This window comes from Phytobacter cepae (assembly GCF_054165735.1).
Map to the genome: position 1 here is coordinate 246,902 of NZ_CM135107.1, position 19,069 is coordinate 265,970.

Annotated in this window: 14 protein-coding genes; 8 read left to right on the forward strand and 6 right to left on the reverse strand. The window is 54.5% G+C overall.

From position 1 onward, the window contains the following. Positions 1-87 precede the first annotated feature (87 nt). From hmsP to ACUY4Q_RS01140, 3 genes are all read left to right on the forward strand, one after another. A complete protein-coding gene (gene hmsP / locus ACUY4Q_RS01130) occupies positions 88-2,094 on the forward strand; it encodes a biofilm formation regulator HmsP (RefSeq protein WP_458045320.1) in 2,007 nt (668 codons plus the stop codon). Positions 2,095-2,251: 157 nt separating this feature from the next. Next, entirely contained in the window at positions 2,252-3,538 is a 1,287-nt protein-coding gene (locus ACUY4Q_RS01135) for a dicarboxylate/amino acid:cation symporter (RefSeq protein ID WP_458045321.1), read from the forward strand. Positions 3,539-3,754: 216 nt separating this feature from the next. Continuing rightward, positions 3,755-5,254 carry a M16 family metallopeptidase gene (locus ACUY4Q_RS01140; RefSeq protein ID WP_458045322.1) on the forward strand — a complete coding sequence of 500 codons (1,500 nt, stop codon included), beginning with the start codon at positions 3,755-3,757 and terminating at the stop codon, positions 5,252-5,254. 504 nt (positions 5,255-5,758) lie between these two features. Here the strand turns inward: ACUY4Q_RS01140 and kdgK are convergent. Then, positions 5,759-6,688: a 2-dehydro-3-deoxygluconokinase gene (gene kdgK, locus ACUY4Q_RS01145; RefSeq protein ID WP_458045323.1), complete on the reverse strand. Its 930-nt coding sequence runs from the start codon at positions 6,686-6,688 to the stop codon at positions 5,759-5,761. 239 nt (positions 6,689-6,927) lie between these two features. On the opposite strand from kdgK, the gene pdeH reads away from it, so the two are divergent. The 3 genes from pdeH to ACUY4Q_RS01160 all read left to right on the forward strand — a co-directional run bounded on the left by pdeH (position 6,928) and on the right by ACUY4Q_RS01160 (position 11,606). Then, positions 6,928-7,698: a cyclic-guanylate-specific phosphodiesterase gene (gene pdeH, locus ACUY4Q_RS01150; protein WP_458045324.1), complete on the forward strand. Its 771-nt coding sequence runs from the start codon at positions 6,928-6,930 to the stop codon at positions 7,696-7,698. Positions 7,699-7,767: 69 nt separating this feature from the next. Continuing rightward, a complete protein-coding gene (locus tag ACUY4Q_RS01155; RefSeq protein WP_458045325.1) occupies positions 7,768-9,822 on the forward strand; it encodes an AsmA family protein in 2,055 nt (684 codons plus the stop codon). A gap of 426 nt (positions 9,823-10,248) precedes the next feature. After that, positions 10,249-11,606 (forward strand): IS3 family transposase gene (locus ACUY4Q_RS01160; protein WP_458043069.1). Its coding sequence is split into 2 segments (ribosomal slippage): positions 10,249-10,699 and positions 10,699-11,606, totalling 1,359 coding nucleotides; the frame shifts between segments, so codons are not numbered across the junction. Between the two features lie 208 nt (positions 11,607-11,814). Here ACUY4Q_RS01160 and ACUY4Q_RS01165 read toward each other — a convergent pair. From ACUY4Q_RS01165 to ACUY4Q_RS01175, 3 genes are all read right to left on the reverse strand, one after another. Next, positions 11,815-13,131, reverse strand: coding sequence for an MFS transporter (locus tag ACUY4Q_RS01165; RefSeq protein ID WP_458045326.1), 1,317 nt, complete (start codon positions 13,129-13,131; stop codon positions 11,815-11,817). A gap of 262 nt (positions 13,132-13,393) precedes the next feature. Next, a complete protein-coding gene (yhjD, locus tag ACUY4Q_RS01170) occupies positions 13,394-14,437 on the reverse strand; it encodes an inner membrane protein YhjD (RefSeq protein ID WP_458045327.1) in 1,044 nt (347 codons plus the stop codon). 52 nt (positions 14,438-14,489) lie between these two features. Then, complete coding sequence (locus ACUY4Q_RS01175; RefSeq protein WP_458045328.1) at positions 14,490-15,389, reverse strand: LysR family transcriptional regulator; 900 nt, start codon at positions 15,387-15,389, stop codon at positions 14,490-14,492. A 119-nt stretch (positions 15,390-15,508) separates the two neighbouring features. On the opposite strand from ACUY4Q_RS01175, the gene ACUY4Q_RS01180 reads away from it, so the two are divergent. Beyond that, positions 15,509-16,267 carry an SDR family NAD(P)-dependent oxidoreductase gene (locus tag ACUY4Q_RS01180; RefSeq protein WP_458045329.1) on the forward strand — a complete coding sequence of 253 codons (759 nt, stop codon included), beginning with the start codon at positions 15,509-15,511 and terminating at the stop codon, positions 16,265-16,267. A 44-nt stretch (positions 16,268-16,311) separates the two neighbouring features. Here the strand turns inward: ACUY4Q_RS01180 and ACUY4Q_RS01185 are convergent, their stop codons facing one another. Then, complete coding sequence (locus ACUY4Q_RS01185) at positions 16,312-16,665, reverse strand: YdeI family stress tolerance OB fold protein (protein ID WP_458047227.1); 354 nt, start codon at positions 16,663-16,665, stop codon at positions 16,312-16,314. Positions 16,666-16,777: 112 nt separating this feature from the next. Continuing rightward, positions 16,778-17,314, reverse strand: a complete 537-nt coding sequence (locus ACUY4Q_RS01190; protein WP_458045330.1) for a GNAT family N-acetyltransferase — start codon at positions 17,312-17,314, stop codon at positions 16,778-16,780. A 152-nt stretch (positions 17,315-17,466) separates the two neighbouring features. Between ACUY4Q_RS01190 and ACUY4Q_RS01195 the strand changes: the two genes are divergently transcribed. Further along, positions 17,467-19,062 carry an STY4199 family HEPN domain-containing protein gene (locus tag ACUY4Q_RS01195; RefSeq protein WP_458045331.1) on the forward strand — a complete coding sequence of 532 codons (1,596 nt, stop codon included), beginning with the start codon at positions 17,467-17,469 and terminating at the stop codon, positions 19,060-19,062. Positions 19,063-19,069: the final 7 nt, after the last annotated feature.

Here is a 19,069-nt window from a genome sequence, read left to right on the forward strand (position 1 = left end):
TAGCTCAATAAGGGCGCGATAGAGTATACTCTGGCGGCAGTGTCCTGAGCCGAAGACCTGCTTTTTGTGTATCTCTGGAGAGTCAACTTGCGTGTCAGCCGTTCTTTAACCATTAAACAGATGGCTGCGGTATTTGCCGTGGCGATGGTGTTTATTTTGATTTTTTGCGTGACTTTGCTGTTTCACTTTGTTCAGCAAAACCGCTACAACACGGCTACGCAACTGGAAAGTATTGCCCGCTCGGTACGTGAACCCCTGTCGGAAGCTATTCTGAAAGCCGACATCCCCGAAGCGGAAGCCATTATCAGGCAAATTAAGCCCGCAGGGGTGGTCAGTCGCGCCGACGTGGTGCTGCCCAATCAATTCCAGGCATTACGGGTGCGCTTTATTCCAGAACGTCCGGTGCCGATGATGCTGGCGCGCGTCTTCGAACTGCCGATCCAGATTTCGCTCCCCATCTATTCCCTGCAACGCCCTGCGAACCCCCAGCCGCTGGCTTACCTGGTGCTGGAGGCGGACTCTTATCGGGTCTACAAATTTGTGATGAGTACGCTTTCTACGTTAGTAACTGCTTACTTACTTCTGACGCTGATTATGACGGTGTCTATCACCTGGTGTATTAATCGTTTGATTGTGCATCCGCTGCGCAAAATCGCCCGTGAGCTGCATGAACTTCCGCTTCAGGATCAGTTCGGCCATCAGCTTCCGCTGCCGCGTCACCATCACGATGATGAAATTGGCAGCCTGGTGCGCAGCTATAACCGCAATCAGCAAAACCTGCTGCGCCAGCACGATGAACTGAATATCCAGTCCATGCAGTTCCCGGTTTCCGATCTGCCCAATAAAGCCTTTTTGATGGCGTTACTTGAGCAGGTGGTGACCCAACAGAAAACCACCGCGCTGATGTTTGTTGCCTGTGAAACGTTGCAGGAGACGGCGGGTGTGCTGAAAGAGGCGCAGCGGGAAATACTGCTGCTGACGCTGGTCGAGAAACTTAAATCGGTACTGGCGCCGCGCATGGTGCTGACCCAGGTCAGCGCGTATGATTTTGCGATCGTCGCGCATGGGGTGAAAGAGCCCTGGCATGCCATTACGTTGGGCCAGCAAGTGCTCACGGTGATTAATGAGCGTCTGCCGATGCATGGCATCCAGTTGCGCCCAAGCGCCAGCATTGGGGTGGCGATGTTCTATGGCGACATGAATGCCGAGCAGTTCTATCGTCGCGCTGCATCAGCAGCCTTTACCGCACGGCGCAAAGGGAAAAATCAGATTCAGTTCTTTGACCCCGAGCAGATGGAAGAGGCGCAAAAGCGGCTGACCGAAGAGAGCGATATTCTCAACGCCCTCGACCAGCAGAAATTTGCCATCTGGCTACAGCCGCAGGTGGATCTCGCGACCGGTCAGGTGGTCAGCGCCGAAGCGCTGCTGCGTATGGAGCAGCCGGACGGAAGCTGGGATCTGCCGGAAGGATTAATTGAGCGCATCGAGTCCTGTGGCCTGATGGTGACGGTGGGCTACTGGGTGCTGGAAGAGTCCTGTCGTCTGCTGGCGGCGTGGCAGGAGAAAGGGCTCACGATGCCGCTGTCGGTCAACCTTTCCGCGTTACAACTGATGCATCACAACATGGTGCCGGACCTGCTTGAACTGCTCAATCGCTACCGTATTCAGCCAAATAAGCTGATTCTCGAAGTGACGGAGAGTCGCCGCATAGACGACCCCCATGCGGCGGTGGCGATTCTGCGTCCGTTGCGTAATGCCGGGGTGCAAATCGCACTGGACGACTTTGGTATGGGCTATGCCGGGTTACGCCAACTGCAGCATATGAAGTCGCTGCCGGTTGACCTGCTTAAAATCGACAAGATATTTGTCGAGGGGCTGCCGGAGGACAGCAGTATGGTGGCCTCCATCATTCATATGGCGCGCAGTCTGGATCTGCAGATTATTGCAGAAGGGGTGGAAACCGAGGCGCAACGTGACTGGTTGGCCGGGGCGGGAGTGGAAATGGCGCAGGGCTTTTTATTCGATAAAGCGGTGAGGCCTGAAGCGTTTGAATCACGTTACTTGACCCTTTCAGATAAGACTGAAAAGGGATGAATGCAGGCTGGCTTGTACGAGTCAGCTCTAATTTCTTAACATCATTGTTTCAAATTTGATGTAAGTTTATTTCTGTCATGTTTTACGGGTGTTATTTTTAATCCGCAGGCGCGAGAACTCCCTACAAAGCCTGTGGTTTAAACCTCAAGGACACCCTATGAAAACCACTCTGTTCAAAAGTCTCTACTTTCAGGTGCTGACGGCTATCGCTATCGGTATTTTGCTCGGCCATTTTTACCCGGATATTGGCACGCAAATGAAACCGCTGGGTGATGCGTTCGTTAAGCTCATCAAAATGATTATTGCCCCGGTGATTTTTTGTACGGTAGTGACGGGCATCGCAGGTATGGAAAGCATGAAGGCGGTAGGCCGCACGGGTGCGGTGGCGCTGCTCTATTTTGAAGTGGTCAGTACGCTGGCGCTGATTATAGGCCTGGTGATTGTGAACGTGGTGCAGCCGGGCGCCGGTATGAACGTTGATCCGGCGACGCTGGACGCCAAAGCGGTAGCGGTCTACGCCGAGCAGGCACAGCAGCAAGGCATTGTGGCTTTCTTGTTAGATGTTATTCCTTCCAGCGTGATCGGTGCGTTTGCCAGCGGTAATATTCTGCAGGTGCTGCTGTTCGCGGTGCTGTTCGGCTTTGCGCTGCACCGCCTGGGCAGCAAGGGTCAGCTCATTTTCAACGTCATTGAAAGCTTTTCGCAGGTCATCTTCGGCATTATCAACTTCATTATGCGTCTGGCGCCGATTGGCGCGTTTGGCGCAATGGCGTTCACCATCGGTAAATACGGCGTGGGTACGCTGGTGCAGCTGGGGCAGTTGATTATCTGCTTCTACATCACCTGTATTCTGTTTGTGGTGGTGGTGCTCGGCTCTATCGCCCGCGCGACTGGCTTTAACATTTTCAAGTTTATCCGCTATATCCGTGAAGAGCTGCTGATCGTGCTCGGTACCTCCTCTTCGGAGTCGGCGCTGCCGCGTATGCTGGAAAAAATGGAGCGCCTCGGCTGCCGTAAGTCGGTCGTGGGGCTGGTCATTCCTACCGGCTATTCGTTCAACCTCGATGGCACCTCCATTTATCTAACGATGGCGGCGGTGTTTATTGCGCAGGCGACCAACAGCCACATGGATATTTTCCATCAGATCACGCTGCTGGTGGTGTTATTGCTCTCTTCAAAAGGGGCGGCAGGCGTGACCGGCAGTGGGTTTATTGTGCTGGCAGCGACCATCTCGGCGGTGGGGCATTTACCGGTTGCCGGGCTGGCGTTGATTCTGGGGATTGACCGTTTCATGTCCGAAGCGCGCGCGCTGACTAACCTGGTCGGCAACGGTGTGGCCACCATCGTGGTGGCGAAATGGGTGAAAGAGCTGGATCAGAAAAAACTCGTCGATACGCTGGATAATCGTGCGACAAGCAGCAAAACAGGCGAAATATCCTCATAATTTCGCCACTTAAGCCCGTAGCCCTTGTCGGGCTGCGGGTGCCTGAGCATAATTGACCCCTGGACCGCTAACGTACGAAGCAAATTCGTCGGGATATTTCATATTGCGGTGTGACATTTTCGCTTTTGCGAGGTCTAACACCGGAGTGTTATGTATCTTCGGCTCCTACCTTAGCGGGGCTGACTTTTTAACCAGGAATGTTGATTAGGGGTTCCCATGCAGGGCACAAAAATTCGATTGTTAACAGGCGGTTTGCTGATGCTGGCGGCTGTCGGTTATGTGCAGGCAGAAGCACTCCAGCCAGATCCGGCCTGGCAACAAGGGACATTATCAAACGGTTTACAGTGGCAGGTTCTCGCCACGCCGCAACGTCCCAGCGACCGTGTTGAGGTTCGCCTGTCTATTGATACCGGTTCGCTGACCGAGAGTACGCAGCAAACCGGTTTCAGCCATTTTATTCCCCGCATCGCGCTGACCCACAGCGGCAGCCTGCAACCGGCACAAGTGCGCTCACTCTGGCAGCAAGCCATTGATCCGAAGCGGCCGCTGCCGCCCGCGCTGGTGTCCTATGAATACACGATTTTTAGTCTGAGCTTGCCCAACAACCGCAACGATCTGCTGAAAGAGGCGCTTCAGTGGCTGTCAGACAGCACGGGCAGACTGGCAATCACCCCTGAAACGGTGAATCACGCGCTGGCAAGCGAAGACATGGTTGCGACCTGGCCTGGCAATACCAAAGACAGCTGGTGGCGCTATCGCCTTAAGGGCTCGTCCTTGTTAGGACACGATCCGGCGGAATCGCTCAAGCACCCCCTGGAGGCCAAACAGCTTCAGGCCTTTCATCACAAATGGTATACCCCGGATGCAATGACCCTGATTGTGGTCGGTAACGTCGATACCCGTAACGTGACCGAGCAAATCAACAAAGTCTTTGGTGACCTGAAAGGCAAACGTGAAACCCCGGCCCCCGTCCCGACATTATCACCGCTGCCACGTCAGCCGGTGAGCATCATGACCGAGACGGTGCAGCAGGACCGACTCGCGATTATGTGGGATACCGCGTGGCAACCGATCCGCGAATCAGCCGCGTTGCAGCGTTACTGGCGTGAAGATCTCGCCCGTGAAGCCCTGTTCTGGCACCTGCAGCAGTATCTGACCAAAGCAAATAACAAAGATATTGGCCTCGGTTTTGACTGCCGCGTGCTGTTCCAGCGTGCGCAATGCGCTATCAATCTGGATTCGCCAAACGAAAAACTGCAGAGCAATTTAGGTACGGTTGCCCGCGAGCTGGCAAAAGTCCGCGACAACGGCCTGCCAGAGGAAGAGTTTAATGCGCTGGTCGCGCAGAAGAATCTGGAGTTGCAGAAGCTGTTTGCTACCTATGCCCGTACTGATACCGATATTTTGATCAGCCAGCGGATGCGTTCGTTGCAAAACCAGGTTGTGGATATCGCACCAGAACAGTATCAAAAGCTGCGGCAAAACTTCCTCGCCTCGTTGACCAAAGAGGAGCTGAATCAGGATCTGCGTTCGCAGCTTTCACAGGATATGGCTTTGATTCTGCTTCAGCCGAAGGGTGAGCCGGAATTCAACATGAAGGATTTGCAGGCAAACTGGGAGACGTTGATGTCAACCGGTGAAGCGGCGCCGGTTGCCACAACGGTGGGTAACGACGAGCCTCATTCTGATGTGTCGGATATTCCGCCAAAGTCGTAATCCCCACAAAAAAAAGCGAGCACAATCGATTCCCTCTCCCTTGAGGGAGAGGGTTAGGGTGAGGGGGAACATGCGGCTCTGAGGGTCATGCCGTTCACCTTATGTTCCTTGCTTTTCTATCGCTCCAGAACCCGTGAACGTGCCAGGGCGGTTCACCGCCACCGCCCTGGCGACCCGGGCTCCCGGCCAGGAAAATCGCCGCTGGCGCGGTCCACTCAGCGTATGCCTTCAGGCTTATCGGGGACGGGCGAAGGTAACGTCCATGTAAAGTCGCCCTCGCCGCGCATCCCTGCGCGTCGCCCCGGCCTTACGGATACGCTTCGTCGATTTTCAGCCGGACCCAGTCATCGCGGTGACTGTTGTGTTCTCATTCAGCTATGTTATCGCTTTAAAACGTAGTATGACTGGGGATCCTCTCCCGCTTTGGTGTGTGAGAAAAAAGCCATGCCACAGCCTGCTCGAGCAGTCCCTTCGCCCCTTATGGCGTGAGGGAAAAACCTCGTCTTAGTTCGGCATCGCGTCACGGGGGATGATCGCCCCGCGATACTGAATCACCGTACTGGCGGTTAAGTGACCACGTTTGGCTGCCGCTTCGGCATCACCGCCGGTCAGACGCACCGCCAGGTAACCGGCGCTGAATGAATCGCCCGCTGCCGTCGTATCCACCACGCTCTCTTTCGGCAGTTTCACCGCTGGCACCTCTGTTAACGCTTCGCCTTCAATGGCCACCAGGCAAGAATCGGCACCGCGTTTAATCACAATTTCTTTTACGCCAGCCTGCTGGGTACGCGCAATCACCTCTTCAACCGGCAATGCGCCCCACAACAGGTCTTCATCATCCAGGGTCAGGAAAGCGATATCGGTGCAGGCAAGCATTTGCTGATAGACCTGACGGGTCTCTTCTTTGCTGGCCCACAGGCGCGGACGGTAGTTATTATCGAAAATCACCTTACCGCCGTTAGCGCGGCACTCCTGCAACAGGGAGAGTAGCTTCATGCGGCTGGTGGGACTGAGGATCGCCAGGCTGATGCCGCTCAGGTAGAGGTAATCAAAGGTCGCCAGCTCTTCGCAGATAGCGGCAGACTGCTCGCTCTCCAGCCAGAACTTTGCCGCAGCTTCGTTACGCCAGTAATAGAAGGTGCGCTCGCCGGTTTCATCGGTTTCGATGTAATACAGGCCCGGAAGGCGGTTTTCCATACGCTGTGTCAGACGGGTATCCACGTTTTCAGCCTGCCAGGAGTCCAGCATCTGTTGGCTGAAATTATCCGTACCGAGTGCAGTCACGTAGTGCACCGACAGCGCGGCCGCGTCGACCTGACGGGCGATGTACACCGACGTATTAAGGGTATCGCCACCAAAGCCACGATTAACGTCCGTGCCTTTTTGTGACAGTTCAATCATGCATTCGCCAATCACGGCAATTTTCTTTGACATAGTCCGGAACCTGAATCAGATGAATTAACGATAGTGTGCTGTGTGCGTGTTTCATGGTCAACTATATTAAAACGTCGTTCCATTATTTATTTGAGCTAACGCGTATTCTGTGTAGATAGCCACATTTTCCGCTCGGCGTTTTCATATTGCGGCTAACCTGGACATAAAGTTATCAGTCGCAACGCCGATAACCCAGTGACGAGTTCTTTCTGGTACTCATCTTCAACAGGACATGCGAAATGAAGTTAAAGCAGGTTATCCAGCGGCTAAACTATCCTGAGGCAAGCATTGAAAGCCTTCAGGAGCGTCGTTACTGGCTGCAGTGTGAGCGTGCTTATACTTATCAGCCCATCTACAAAACCGACGGTCGCCTGATGGCGATTGAAGTGTTGACCGTGGTGACCCATCCCAGTAAACCGGGTGAACGCATTGCACCGGATCGCTATTTCTCCGAGGTCGCGGTGCGCCAGCGTGTCGATGTGGTTCATGAGCAGATTGCCCTGTTAGCGAAGCAGAAAGACTTTTTCACTGAAAATAATATCCTGGCCTCAGTCAACGTGGATGGTCCGACGTTGCTGGCAATGCGTCAGAACATCGCTCTGAGAGCGCTGATAGAAACCGTTCCCTGGATCCGTTTTGAACTGGTCGAGCACATTCGTCTGCCGGAAGACACCACCATCGCGATGATCAGCGATATGGGGCCATTGTGGTTGGATGATTTTGGCACCGGGATGGCCAATTTCTCTGCTCTTGGCGAGATGCATTACGACTACATCAAAGTCGCTCGCGACCTGTTCATCATGCTGCGTAAAACTCCCGAGGGGCAAAACCTGTTTGCCCTGTTGCTGCAACTGATGAATCGGTACTGTCAGGGTGTCATTGTGGAAGGGGTTGAGACCCTGGAAGAGTGGCGCGACGTTCAGAATTCTCCGGCTTTTGCCGCTCAAGGTTACTTCCTTTCCCGCCCGGTCCCACTGGATACGCTCGACCGCGTTATTCTGAACCTGTAAGCATCGCCCCCTTTCTGCCAGCCTCAGCTATCTTTATGACAGGCAAGGCTTTAAAGAAAGGGTGCCCGCATGACAAAAACACGGAAAACGCTATTCGCAGTACTTGGAACACTGTTGCTATTGATTGTTGTGGCGATCATCATCATCGCGACCTTCGACTGGAACCGGCTCAAGCCCACGATAAACGAAAAAGTCTCTACTGAGCTTAACCGACCGTTTGCTATTCGCGGTGATTTGGGCGTGGTCTGGGAGCGGCAAAAAGAGGAGACCGGCTGGCGTAGCTGGATACCGTGGCCGCACGTTCACGCTGATGACATTATCCTCGGTAACCCACCGGACATCCCTGAAGTGACCATGGTGCATCTGCCGCGCGTTGAAGCCACTCTGGCTCCGCTGGCGCTGCTCTCCAAAACCGTCTATCTACCGTGGATCAAGCTGCAAAAGCCGGATGCGCGGCTGATTCGTTTGTCAGAGAAAAACAACAACTGGACCTTTAACTTCGCCAGCGATGAAAACAAGGACCCCAATGTTCAGCCTTCCAGTTGGTCTTTCCGGCTGGACAATATTCTCTTCGATCAGGGCAAGGTGACCGTCGACGATAAGGTCAGCAAAGCAGATATCGAAATCCTGATCGATCCCCTCGGTAAGCCGGTCCCCTTTAACGAAATCACGGGCGATAAAAAAGATAACGGGCAAGTGGCAGACTATGTCTTTGGCCTGAAGGCAAAAGGGCGTTACAACGGTCAACCGCTGACCGGCACAGGGAAAATCGGCGGTATGTTGGCGTTACGCAGCGAAGGAACACCATTCCCGGTGCAGGCCGATTTTCGTTCCGGTAATACCCGCGTTGCTTTTGTCGGCAAGGTCAACGACCCGATGAAGATGGGCGGGGTGGACTTGCAACTCAAGTTTGCCGGCGACTCGCTCGGCGAACTGTATGATCTGACCGGCGTACTGCTGCCGGACACCCCGCCGTTTGAAACGGACGGGCATCTGGTCGCCAAAATTGATACCGAGAAAAGCTCAGTCTTTGACTATCGCGGTTTCAACGGCCGTATCGGCGATAGCGATATTCACGGCTCGCTGACCTACACCACCGGTAAACCGCGGCCGAAACTGGAAGGAGACCTGGAATCCCGCCAGTTGCGTCTTGCCGACCTCGGTCCGTTGATTGGCGTTGACTCGGGTAAAGGCGCGGAAAAATCGAAGCAGGCCGAGCAGAAAAAAGGCGAAAAAACCGTTCAACCTGCTGGCAAAGTGCTGCCCTATGACCGCTTTGAAACCGACAAGTGGAACGTCATGGACGCCGATGTACGCTTTAAAGGTAAGCGTATCGAGCACGGCAGTTCGCTGCCAATCAGCGATCTCTCTACCCATATCATTTTGCAGAACGCGGACCTGAAGCTGAGCCCGTTGAAATTTGGCCTCGCAGGCGGAACCATCTCCTCCAATATTCGTCTTGAAGGCGATAAAAAGCCGATGCAGGGAAGAGCAGAGATTCAGGCACGTCGACTGAAGCTTAAAGAGCTGATGCCGGATGTGGAGCTGATGCAGAAGACGCTGGGTGAAATGAACGGTGACGCAGATTTCCGTGGCACCGGGAATTCGGTGGCAGCACTGCTCGGTACCAGCAATGGCAACCTGAAATTGCTGATGAACGACGGGCTTATTAGCCGCAACCTGATGGAGATTGTGGGGTTGAACGTCGGTAACTACCTGGTCGGGCAGCTCTTTGGCGATGATGAGGTGCGGGTCAACTGCGCGGCGGCAAACCTGAACCTGGTGAATGGTGTGGCCCGTCCGCAAATTTTCGCATTTGATACGGAAAACTCACTGATCAACGTGACCGGGAGCGCCAGCTTCGCCTCGGAGCAGCTTGATTTAACCATCGACCCGGAGAGTAAAGGCATCCGTATTGTGACGCTGCGTTCTCCGTTGTATGTGCGCGGGAGCTTTAAGAATCCGCAGGCCGGTGTGAAAGCCGGGCCGCTGATTGCGCGCGGTGCGGTGGCTGCGGCGCTGGCAACATTAGTGACGCCTGCGGCTGCGCTGCTGGCGTTGGTGTCACCATCGGAAGGGGATGAGAATCAGTGCCGGACGATACTGTCGCAGATGAAGAAGTAAGCGTTGTGCGGTGATTGCCCCTCACCTCGGAGGCTGAGGGATCCTCACAAAATAATACGAGCACGGACAGTCCCCTCTCCTCTCTGGGGAGAGGGTCAGGGTGAGGGGCTGAGGATCCCGAGTCATCTTATGTTTTACAGCGATAATATTGCCCAGTAAGAATAAAACGGTCACCGCGATGACTGGGTCCGGCTGAAAATCGCTGAAGTGTATCCGTAAGGCCGGGGCGGCGCGCAGGGATGCGCGGCGAGGGCGACTTTACAGGGACGTTGCCTTCGCCCGTCCCCGATAAGCCTGGAGGCATACACTGAGGGCACCGCGCCAGCGGCGATTTTCCTGGCCGGGAGCCCGGGTCGCCAGGGTGGTGGCGGTGCACTGAACCCAGGATCCTGGACACCAGATTTCTCAGTCTGGAGGTTCAGTACGATGAAATATCCTTTTCACATCCGGCTTGCTGCTGTTCAGCATTACATGGCCGGGCATTCCTCTATCAAGGAAACGGCCCGCCTGTTCAGTGTTGGCAGGACACCGCTGACCCGCTGGCTGCGGGCCTTCAGACGCCTGGGTAAAGCCGGGCTGGAGGACCGTCCTGCCCGTGCCTATACTGCAAAATTCAGGCTCCGCGTTGTCCGCTACGTCATTGAAAACAGGTGCAGCTACGCGGAGGCTTCCGTGCGCTTCGCTATCCCCAATGAATCCCTTATTCTCGACTGGATGAGGCGTTACCGGAAAGGGGGTAAAAAGGCGCTTCACTCTGCCAGACCCGGACCCGCTATGTCACAGAAAAAGTACATTCCTGGCGCGAAGCCATTCAGTGAAATGACCCCGAGAGAGCTTCAGAGGGAACTGGAATATCTGCGTGCGGAAAATGCTTATTTAAAAAAGCTGAAAGCCCTGAGGGAGGAAAGCGCGCTCAGGGAGCAGCAAAAAAAACCAGAATAGTGCAGTCATTACTGGCGGCACACAGGCTGCCCTGCCTGCTGTATGCCGCGCGACTGTCACGCAGCACGTATTATTATCATGTCTCGCATCCAGCACATGATACTGAACGTTATGCGGAGGCCGTCAGCGCGATGAAGGCCATCAGCCAGCGGCATGCTCAGCGTTATGGCTACCGCAGAATGACAAAAGCGCTGCGTGATCAGGGCTTCATGCTCAATCACAAAACCGTGCGCAGGCTGATGAAAGAACACGGCCTGACCTGTCAGCTGCGCCGGAAAAGATATCGCTCGTACATGCCGGATGCCGGGCTGGCATCCTCTAATCTTCTTGCCCGGGACTTCAGCGCTGAACGAAGTGGGATGAAGTGGTGTACGGATGTGACGGAGTTCCGGGCCGCGGGGCAGAAACTGTATCTGTCTGCCCTGCAGGATCTGTTCAACAATGAAATCGTGGCCTGGAATATGTCGACCAGCCCGTCACAGCCTCTGGTCTGCAGGATGCTGCAAAGGGCAGTGAAAGCCGGCAGACACAAAGAAGGTCTGATATTACACAGCGACCAGGGCTGGGCTTACCGGACACCGGCATGGCGGTTAATGCTGGAGAAAGCCGGGATAACCCAGAGCATGTCGCGTAAAGGGAACTGTCTTGATAACGCAGTGATAGAAAACTTCTTCAGCCATCTGAAGGTGGAGATGTACTACCGTAAGAAATACGGTTCCGTGAAAGAACTGGAGCGCGATATCAGGGTGTATATCCGCTACTACAATAACGAACGGATCAGCCTGAAAACGGGCGGGATGAGCCCGGTGGCATACCGGGCTCAGGCAGAAAGACACGAATAAAAAAGTGTCCAGGAACTGGGGTTCAGTGCACGGTGAGCCACCCTGGCACGTTCACGGGTTCTGTCGCTACAGAAAAGCAAAGAACATAAGGTGAACGGAATGACCGTCGAAGCTGCATGTTTCCCCTCACCCTAACCCTCTCCCCGAAGGGGCGAGGGGACCGATCCCCGGTGGGAGAGTCCGGGGTGAGGGTATCAGCCCACACACATCACAGAGACTGGTGCTTAGTCTCGTGAGTCAGAATCAAGGCGATAAGCGTCAGCGCTGCCATTGCCGCCAGGTAAATCCCCACATACATTAAACCGTAATTCGCCTGCAGCCAGGTTGCGATGTACGGCGCAACAGAAGCCCCCAGAATCGACGACACGTTGTAAGAGAAGGATGCCCCGGTGTAGCGGACTTCGGTCGGGAACAGCTCCGGCAGCAGCGCGCCCATCGGACCAAAGGTCAGCCCCATCAGGCTCAGGCCTATCAGCAGGTACGCCATCACCAGCGCCGGATTACCGGAGCCCAGCAGCGGCGGGAAGACAAACAGCGCAAAGAGAATAATCAGCGAGGTAATCACGATCATGCTCTTGCGGCGACCGTATTTATCCGCCAGCAAACCGGCAATGGGCACCATCACGCCAAAACCAATCACCGCCATCATCAGCATCCACAGCACTTCGTTACGCGGCAGGCCCAGCCCGGTCGGTGAGGTACTGAAGGTCATGGAGTAGACGGTCATGATGTAGAACAGCGTATAGGTCGCCAGCATAATGAAGGTGCCGAGCACCGTCACGCGCACGTGTTTGGTCAGCAGGGTGCCCAGCGGTACTTTCACCTGTTTTTTCGCCGCGGCGATTTTGGCGAAGACCGGGGTCTCATGCAGCGAGACGCGCACATACAGGCCAATCAGCACCAGCACGGCTGAGAAGATAAAGGGTACACGCCAGCCCCAGCTCATGAACTGCTCGTCGGTCAGCAGCCAGGAGAGCAGCAGGAAGGTACCATTGGCAAAGAAGAAGCCAATCGGTGCGCCTAACTGCGGGAAGGAGCCATACAGCGCGCGTTTACGTGGCGGGGCGTTCTCGGTTGCCAGCAGGGCAGCACCACCCCATTCGCCGCCGAGGCCCAGACCCTGACCAAAACGGGCCAGCGCCAGCAGCAGTGGTGCCATCACGCCAATGGATTCATACGTCGGCAGCAGGCCAATCAGTACGGTTGAGATCCCCATCGTCATCAGTGAGGCGACCAGGGTGACTTTACGCCCCACGCGATCGCCAAAGTGACCAAAGACCGCTGAACCAATCGGACGCGCCACAAAAGCAATAGCAAAGGTCGCCAGTGACTGGAGCGTTGCCGCCGTTGGATCACCCTGCGGGAAGAAGATATGGGGGAAAACGATGACCGCCGCAGTGGCATAAATGTAGAAGTCGAAGAACTCGATGGCGGTGCCAATCAGTGAAGCAATAACGACTTTACTGCGTGAGTTTACCGGTGGGTTTTCCTGCTCGTTGTCTAAAGTTGTTGCTGTGGCTTGCATAAAATTTTCTTATTTTTGGGCGAACGGACGACCATATTAGTCATAGCAAAAGCGACATTTCAATCTGTAACAAGGGGCCACGGCGGGGGAAAAAGCGGCAAAAAGCGGATAATTTTCAGACTTGCGTTTTCTCTTCTATGAAATGCTTCACAAATTTTTAATATTAGAATTTAAAACTGGTTTTAGGTTAAATAAAAGTTACGGCTTGGTTATTCATGCTGAAATGATGAATCGGGCTGATATATTCAGCCCGATGAAGGTTTTAACGGTGGGATTTACCCGGCATACGCGGGTCATCTTTGTACTGCGCGGTCGCAATCCAGGCGGCGCAGAACAGCGTCAGGCGGGCAAAGAAGTAGAAAAAGGCCATCAGACCGAGCACTGAACCAAAGGCGGCACCGGAGGGCGATTTCACCAATGACGGCAGCGTCCAGGTCATAATGATCTTAATGACTTCAAAACCGATAGCGGCAATCAACGTACCGCGAATCAGGGCTTTTTTACGCGGACGGTGACGCGGCAGTCGCCAGAATATCCAGAAGAACAGCAGATAGTTGGCACAAATAGAAATAGCCAGACCGATAAGCTGCCAGGCCGGTTTCAGCCATTCGATATAGTCCAGATAGAGCGCCGAAATGATCATCTGCTGCGCTGAGCCGGCAATGGATGTAATCGACAGGGTGATAATGAGCGCTATCAGCAGGCCAATCAGCGAAATAAAATCGCGAAAATACTTCACCCAAATCTTCTCATCATCCTGGGGCGTACCTTCCCAGGTATCCCGCGATTGGGCGCGGATAGCTTCGCGCAGGTTACCCATCCAGTTGACCCCGGAATAGAGGGCGATGGCCAGCCCGACAATCCCCACGGTGGTACGCTGCTGCACGGCGGTGCTGATGGTGCTTTTCAGCGTGGCAGCAAGCGTCGGGTCGTTTACGTTCGTCAGGATCTTATTAAAGATGTCCTGAAGCAGCGTGGGGTGTGAGGCAAGAATAAAACCCGCCGCCGCGAACGACACCATCAGAATCGGGATCATCGACAGAAATGAAAAGTAGGTGATGGCGGCCCCAAACTGATTGCCCATACGATCGTTAAAACGTTCAGTGGCACGAATCATGTGCGCCACCATCGGGCGAAGCTGCACTTTTTGCGCCACGTGGGCCACGGTCTCCAGCGGTGAGCGACCGTCACCGTCGTCCGAACCGTCACTGGCTTTCTTTTCAGACGGTTCTGACGTCTCCATTTTTCTGACTGGCTCGTATTCCAGGTCCTGAGTCGGACGTTTTTCGCTGTTTTCCGGCGTCATCAGTGCTTATTTCCTTTGTTTATTCGCGATTACGTAAAATTATAGCCTGCCTCTAATCAACGTAGTCTTTCATCACCCCGGCCAGCCACTCCATAAACAGGCGAACGCGGCGTGAGAGGTTGCGACGGTGAGGATAAATGAGTGAGACCGGCATCGGCTCAGCGCGGTACTGGGGTAAAATTTCCACCAGCTTTTTGCTGCGCAGGGCGTCACGCACGCCGATGCGCGGTACCTGAATAATCCCCAATCCAGCCAGGCAGGCGGCATGGTAAGTATCGGTGCTGTTGACGGTCAGCACCCCGCCGGTTTTGACCCAGGTGGTCTGATTGTCTCGCCAGACTTCAAAACCCTGCGGACGCACCCCAAGATTGAGTGCGTAATGCACCACGGCGTGAGAGGAGAGATCCTCCAGGGTTTCCGGATAGCCGAAGCGCGCCAGATAGTCGGGGCTGGCGCAATTGATTATCGACAGCTTGCCCAACTGGCGGGCAATCAGCCCGGAATCTCTCAATGCGCCGACGCGGACCACGCAATCAAATCCTTCGCGAATAATATCCACCAGCCGATCGCTACTGCTGAGCTCCAGCTCAATGCCGGGGTACTGCTGCAGGAAAGCAGGCAGCCGCGGAATGACGAGATTTTTCGCCACCGCAACGGGCATATCCACCCGTAGTCGACCGCTGACGCTGGCGGGATCATGCAGGAACAGGCCGTCGAGCTCATCCATGTTGGTCAGTAAATCTTTTGCCCGTTCGTAATAGACCATGCCGTCCTGGGTCAGTTGCACGCGCCGTGTTGTACGATAAAGCAGCTGTGTGCCGAGCTGGTTTTCCAGCGCCTGAATTTGCCGCGACACGCTCCCTTTGGGCACGCCCAGAGAGTCCGCAGCACGGGAAAAACTCTCCAGTTCCGCAACGCGAATGAACAGTTGCATTGCATAAATTTTATCCATTTCATGCCCCTATTGTTGTTCATAGTGAAACAGTGAAGCGTATTTCAGCGCCTTTATTGTTTTACCATCAGCTAATAAGCTTTTTCTACAGTGAACAACAGACGAAAACGAGGTTTCTCATGACACAACGTATCGCTTTAATTACCGGCGGCAGCCGTGGGCTGGGGAAAAGTGCGGCATTGAAGCTGGCAGCGCGCGGAACGGGGATCATCCTGACTTACAACAACAACGTGCAGGCGGCTCAGGAAGTCGTTGAGGAAATCACGCGTAAAGGCGTGAAAGCGGTGGCATTGTGCTTAAACGTCGGCGATGCGGCAGGCTTCGAGGTTTTTGCTCAACAGGTGAAGGAGCAGCTGAATACCGTCTGGGGCCGGGAGTCGTTTGATTATTTATTGAACAACGCCGGCATTGGCATTACGGCGCCCTTTGCCGAGACCAGCGAAGCGCAGTTTGATGAATTAATGAACATCCATCTGAAAGGGCCTTTTTTCCTCACCCAGCGCCTGCTGCCGCTACTGGCCGACGGGGGACGCATTCTGAACGTTTCCAGCGGCCTGGCGCGTTTTGCCCTGCCGGGCTATGCCACTTACGCGGCGATGAAAGGGGCGATGGAGGTGCTGACCCGTTATCAGGCCAAAGAGCTTGGGGGGCGCAGGATCTCCGTGAATATCATCGCACCGGGGGCAATCGAGACCGATTTCCGCGGTGGAGAAGTGCGCGACAACCCGCAAATCAACCAGCACATTGCTTCGCAAACAGCGCTTGGCCGCGTGGGTAAACCGGACGATATCGGCGATGCCATGGCGGCATTACTGAGTGATGACCTGGCGTGGATGAATGCTCAGCGTGTGGAAGTGTCAGGCGGGATGTTCGTGTAAAAACGGGCCGGGTAGTGATGACCCGGCGCGGTTTTTCTGCAAGATTACTGTTTCTGGAAGTGGGTTACTTTAACGCGGGCAGGTTTCTGCTTCGCGTCGAGTGACCCGCTAATGCCGACCAGATGATCCGGGGAAACCTGGCGACCATCAAAGATAGCCATCGGGATATGCACCTCTATTTGCCCGGTTTTATCCCTGAATTCATACACATCTTCACCGATTTTACGCACTAAGTTGCCGCGTAAAGAGACGGAGGCACCATCGTGCATCGCTTTCGCCTGCTCCACGGTCATGGAACGGGCATCTTCCATGCCACGGTAGCCCTCATCCATTTTATGCGGTGCGGGTGGCGCTTTATCCGCTTTAAGTCCCGGTGATTCTTCTGCGAATGCTGTCATGGAAAACAGTGCTGCTACGGCTGTTGCCAGCAGAATCTTCTTCATAAGCTCGCCTCACGATCAGTAAAACACTGGCTAAGCCTGGCACAGCATGCTGAGGATGACAGGTGAATTATCTGGTTTCGCGGTATTCATGGTGCAGCAGGCCAAATAACCAGTCATTCTGCCAGCGGCCATCCAGCCAGAAGGCTTCACGCAGTTCGCCCTCTTGCACGAATCCCACCTTCTCCAGCAGCCGCTTTGAGGCGCTATTTCCCGCCGTTACGGTCGCGACCAGTCGACGAATGCCGCCCGCGGTGAATGCGTAACGACAGACAGCATGCAGCGATTCAAGACCGAAGCCTTTTCCCTGTGCATGCGACGCAAACAGGAACCCCGCTTCGGCGCAGTCTGGCTCGCGATGAATGTAACCCGTGACCCCAAGCGGTGTTTGCGTCTCGCTGTCGCGTACCACCAGACAGAGCCAGTGTTCGCAGCCAGGCGACCAGACGGGAAGCCGGGCCTCGAAGGCCTCACGGATCGCCTCTGGCGGGCGATGTGCCGCGACAAATCGCATCACCTGTTGATCCTGTTGCAAGGCGAGAAAAAAGGGCCAGTCGGCGTCCACCAGCGGGCTGCATTCAAGGCGAGAAGTGTTCAGCATTGGCATCGTGATGCTCCAGAGATTTTTGTTATGTTAATACCGCCGTCACTGATAATAATCATTAAGTGGTCTATGTTTTTAACTACTCATAAATAAAGAAAATTTAACGCTCACACGCGTTAGTTAATTATTTCTCTGGTTGTACTTAAAGGAAAAGAATGACCCGTAATGCACCGCTTAGTCTGAGTGAACAATTTGACGAATGTGTTGGTGTTATTCGTCTGGCATCCACTGAAATTTTACTGTTATTAAATGCCCATTTTGAGGAAGGCAAGGATCCCCGCTGGTTTCTGGAACAACTCGATATCGCCCGGCTGAGCCTGGGCGGTTGGGGCGCAGTGGCAAAACGCTTGAAACTGAACGATGCGGAGTTAACGCAATTCACGCTGCAATTACGCCACTTACAGCAGGTTGTGCCGCATTTTGAAAAAGGGCAGAACGTCAGTGAGAATCAGCTGATTGCGGCGTTACGTTTTGTGCGCGCGTTGGAACACTTGCGCATGAAGCAGCCTTTGCTGACCTATAACACGACCCTTCACGTGAAGAGTGGAGGCCAGGAGCAGGGGCTAACGCAGCTACGGGCGCTTGAGTTGATGATGAAGTCGCTGATTAATCACGCCTGGCCTGAAAACTTACGCTTACGTAACCATCTGAAAACCCGGTTCGGGGCTGACAACGTGCGCCGCTGGCTGAAAATCGGCGAGGATGACGACGTTCTCAGCGGCATGAAATTCAGTGAACTGGCCTCGCTGTTAGTGGACAGAAAAGAGTTCAGTCAACATTACGCCCGGCTCTTTAACGACACGGCGGTATTAAACCTGTTCCTTGAGCCGCGTAAAACGTTGCAGACGTTCCTCGACGATATTCGTCAGATCCGTAGCACCGTGGTGGCAGGGCAACCTTTAACCAGTAACCAGCTCACCTTGCTGGATAATTATTACCCGCAAATCACCGGCCCCGTGCAGCGTGCGTGGGAAGAGGGGCTAATCACCATTAATCCCGCAGGTTTGATGAAAGAGGCGGGAAACGGCTTAGAGGCTTTTTGGGAGCATGCGCGGACAAAAGATCGCGCAGCGGGAGGGGACGCAATGCAAATTCGCGGTGATATCGAGAAACCGGAAAAACGCGCTGCGCGAACGCGTGAGCAGCGTGAACAGATGCTGTCGAAAATATTATGGGGTGCCGTGGGCGTTGTGGTGCTGATGATGGCCGTGGGCGCCTTTTTCATGTTCAGCGACGCTTCTCTCACCTCTTCAGCACCGCTGGGTCGGGAGAGCCGCATCACGGTACCGATTTCGCAGGATAAAGAAAAAGTCACCCCCAAAGAGGAACTGAGTCGGCTGGGGATCCCACGTGATGAAAGCAACTTCCGTTCAGCTATCGACCGCAACGATACCCGTGTCGTCTCGCTGTTCCTGAGCACCGGTATGCCGTGGAAGCTCTCCTGGACCGAACAGGCGCTGGCGAACAATTACACTGACGTGCTGGATATGCTGCTGCGCTACCGCCTGCAAATGGAAGAGAATCGCCCCTGCCGTCGCTTTATTGAGAACATGGCGCATGAGATGTCGGCGGGTGCGCGGCTGAACGCCGTGCGTAAAAATCTGCTTCAGGCGTTTTGTACCTCAACGCCCGTGGTCAATCGTCAGCGGTATGAAATGGAACAGGCGCAACTGCGTTATAAAGCTACGCCCGGCGATGACACCAAAAAATGGGCGGATATTCAGTCCGCTATTTATGACGCCATCGACTGACGGATAG

Bases quoted from the DNA above. Each gene is read 5' to 3' on its own strand.
- ACUY4Q_RS01135 (WP_458045321.1), top strand. From the start codon at position 2,252: ATGAAAACCACTCTGTTCAAAAGTCTCTACTTTCAGGTGCTGACGGCT.
- ACUY4Q_RS01165 (WP_458045326.1), bottom strand. From the start codon at position 13,131: ATGCAAGCCACAGCAACAACTTTAGACAACGAGCAGGAAAACCCACCG.
- ACUY4Q_RS01140 (WP_458045322.1), top strand. From the start codon at position 3,755: ATGCAGGGCACAAAAATTCGATTGTTAACAGGCGGTTTGCTGATGCTG.
- pdeH (WP_458045324.1), top strand. From the start codon at position 6,928: ATGAAGTTAAAGCAGGTTATCCAGCGGCTAAACTATCCTGAGGCAAGC.
- ACUY4Q_RS01175 (WP_458045328.1), bottom strand. From the start codon at position 15,389: ATGGATAAAATTTATGCAATGCAACTGTTCATTCGCGTTGCGGAACTG.
- ACUY4Q_RS01180 (WP_458045329.1), top strand. From the start codon at position 15,509: ATGACACAACGTATCGCTTTAATTACCGGCGGCAGCCGTGGGCTGGGG.
- ACUY4Q_RS01155 (WP_458045325.1), top strand. From the start codon at position 7,768: ATGACAAAAACACGGAAAACGCTATTCGCAGTACTTGGAACACTGTTG.
- ACUY4Q_RS01195 (WP_458045331.1), top strand. From the start codon at position 17,467: ATGACCCGTAATGCACCGCTTAGTCTGAGTGAACAATTTGACGAATGT.
- yhjD (WP_458045327.1), bottom strand. From the start codon at position 14,437: ATGACGCCGGAAAACAGCGAAAAACGTCCGACTCAGGACCTGGAATAC.
- kdgK (WP_458045323.1), bottom strand. From the start codon at position 6,688: ATGTCAAAGAAAATTGCCGTGATTGGCGAATGCATGATTGAACTGTCA.
- ACUY4Q_RS01190 (WP_458045330.1), bottom strand. From the start codon at position 17,314: ATGCCAATGCTGAACACTTCTCGCCTTGAATGCAGCCCGCTGGTGGAC.
- ACUY4Q_RS01185 (WP_458047227.1), bottom strand. From the start codon at position 16,665: ATGACAGCATTCGCAGAAGAATCACCGGGACTTAAAGCGGATAAAGCG.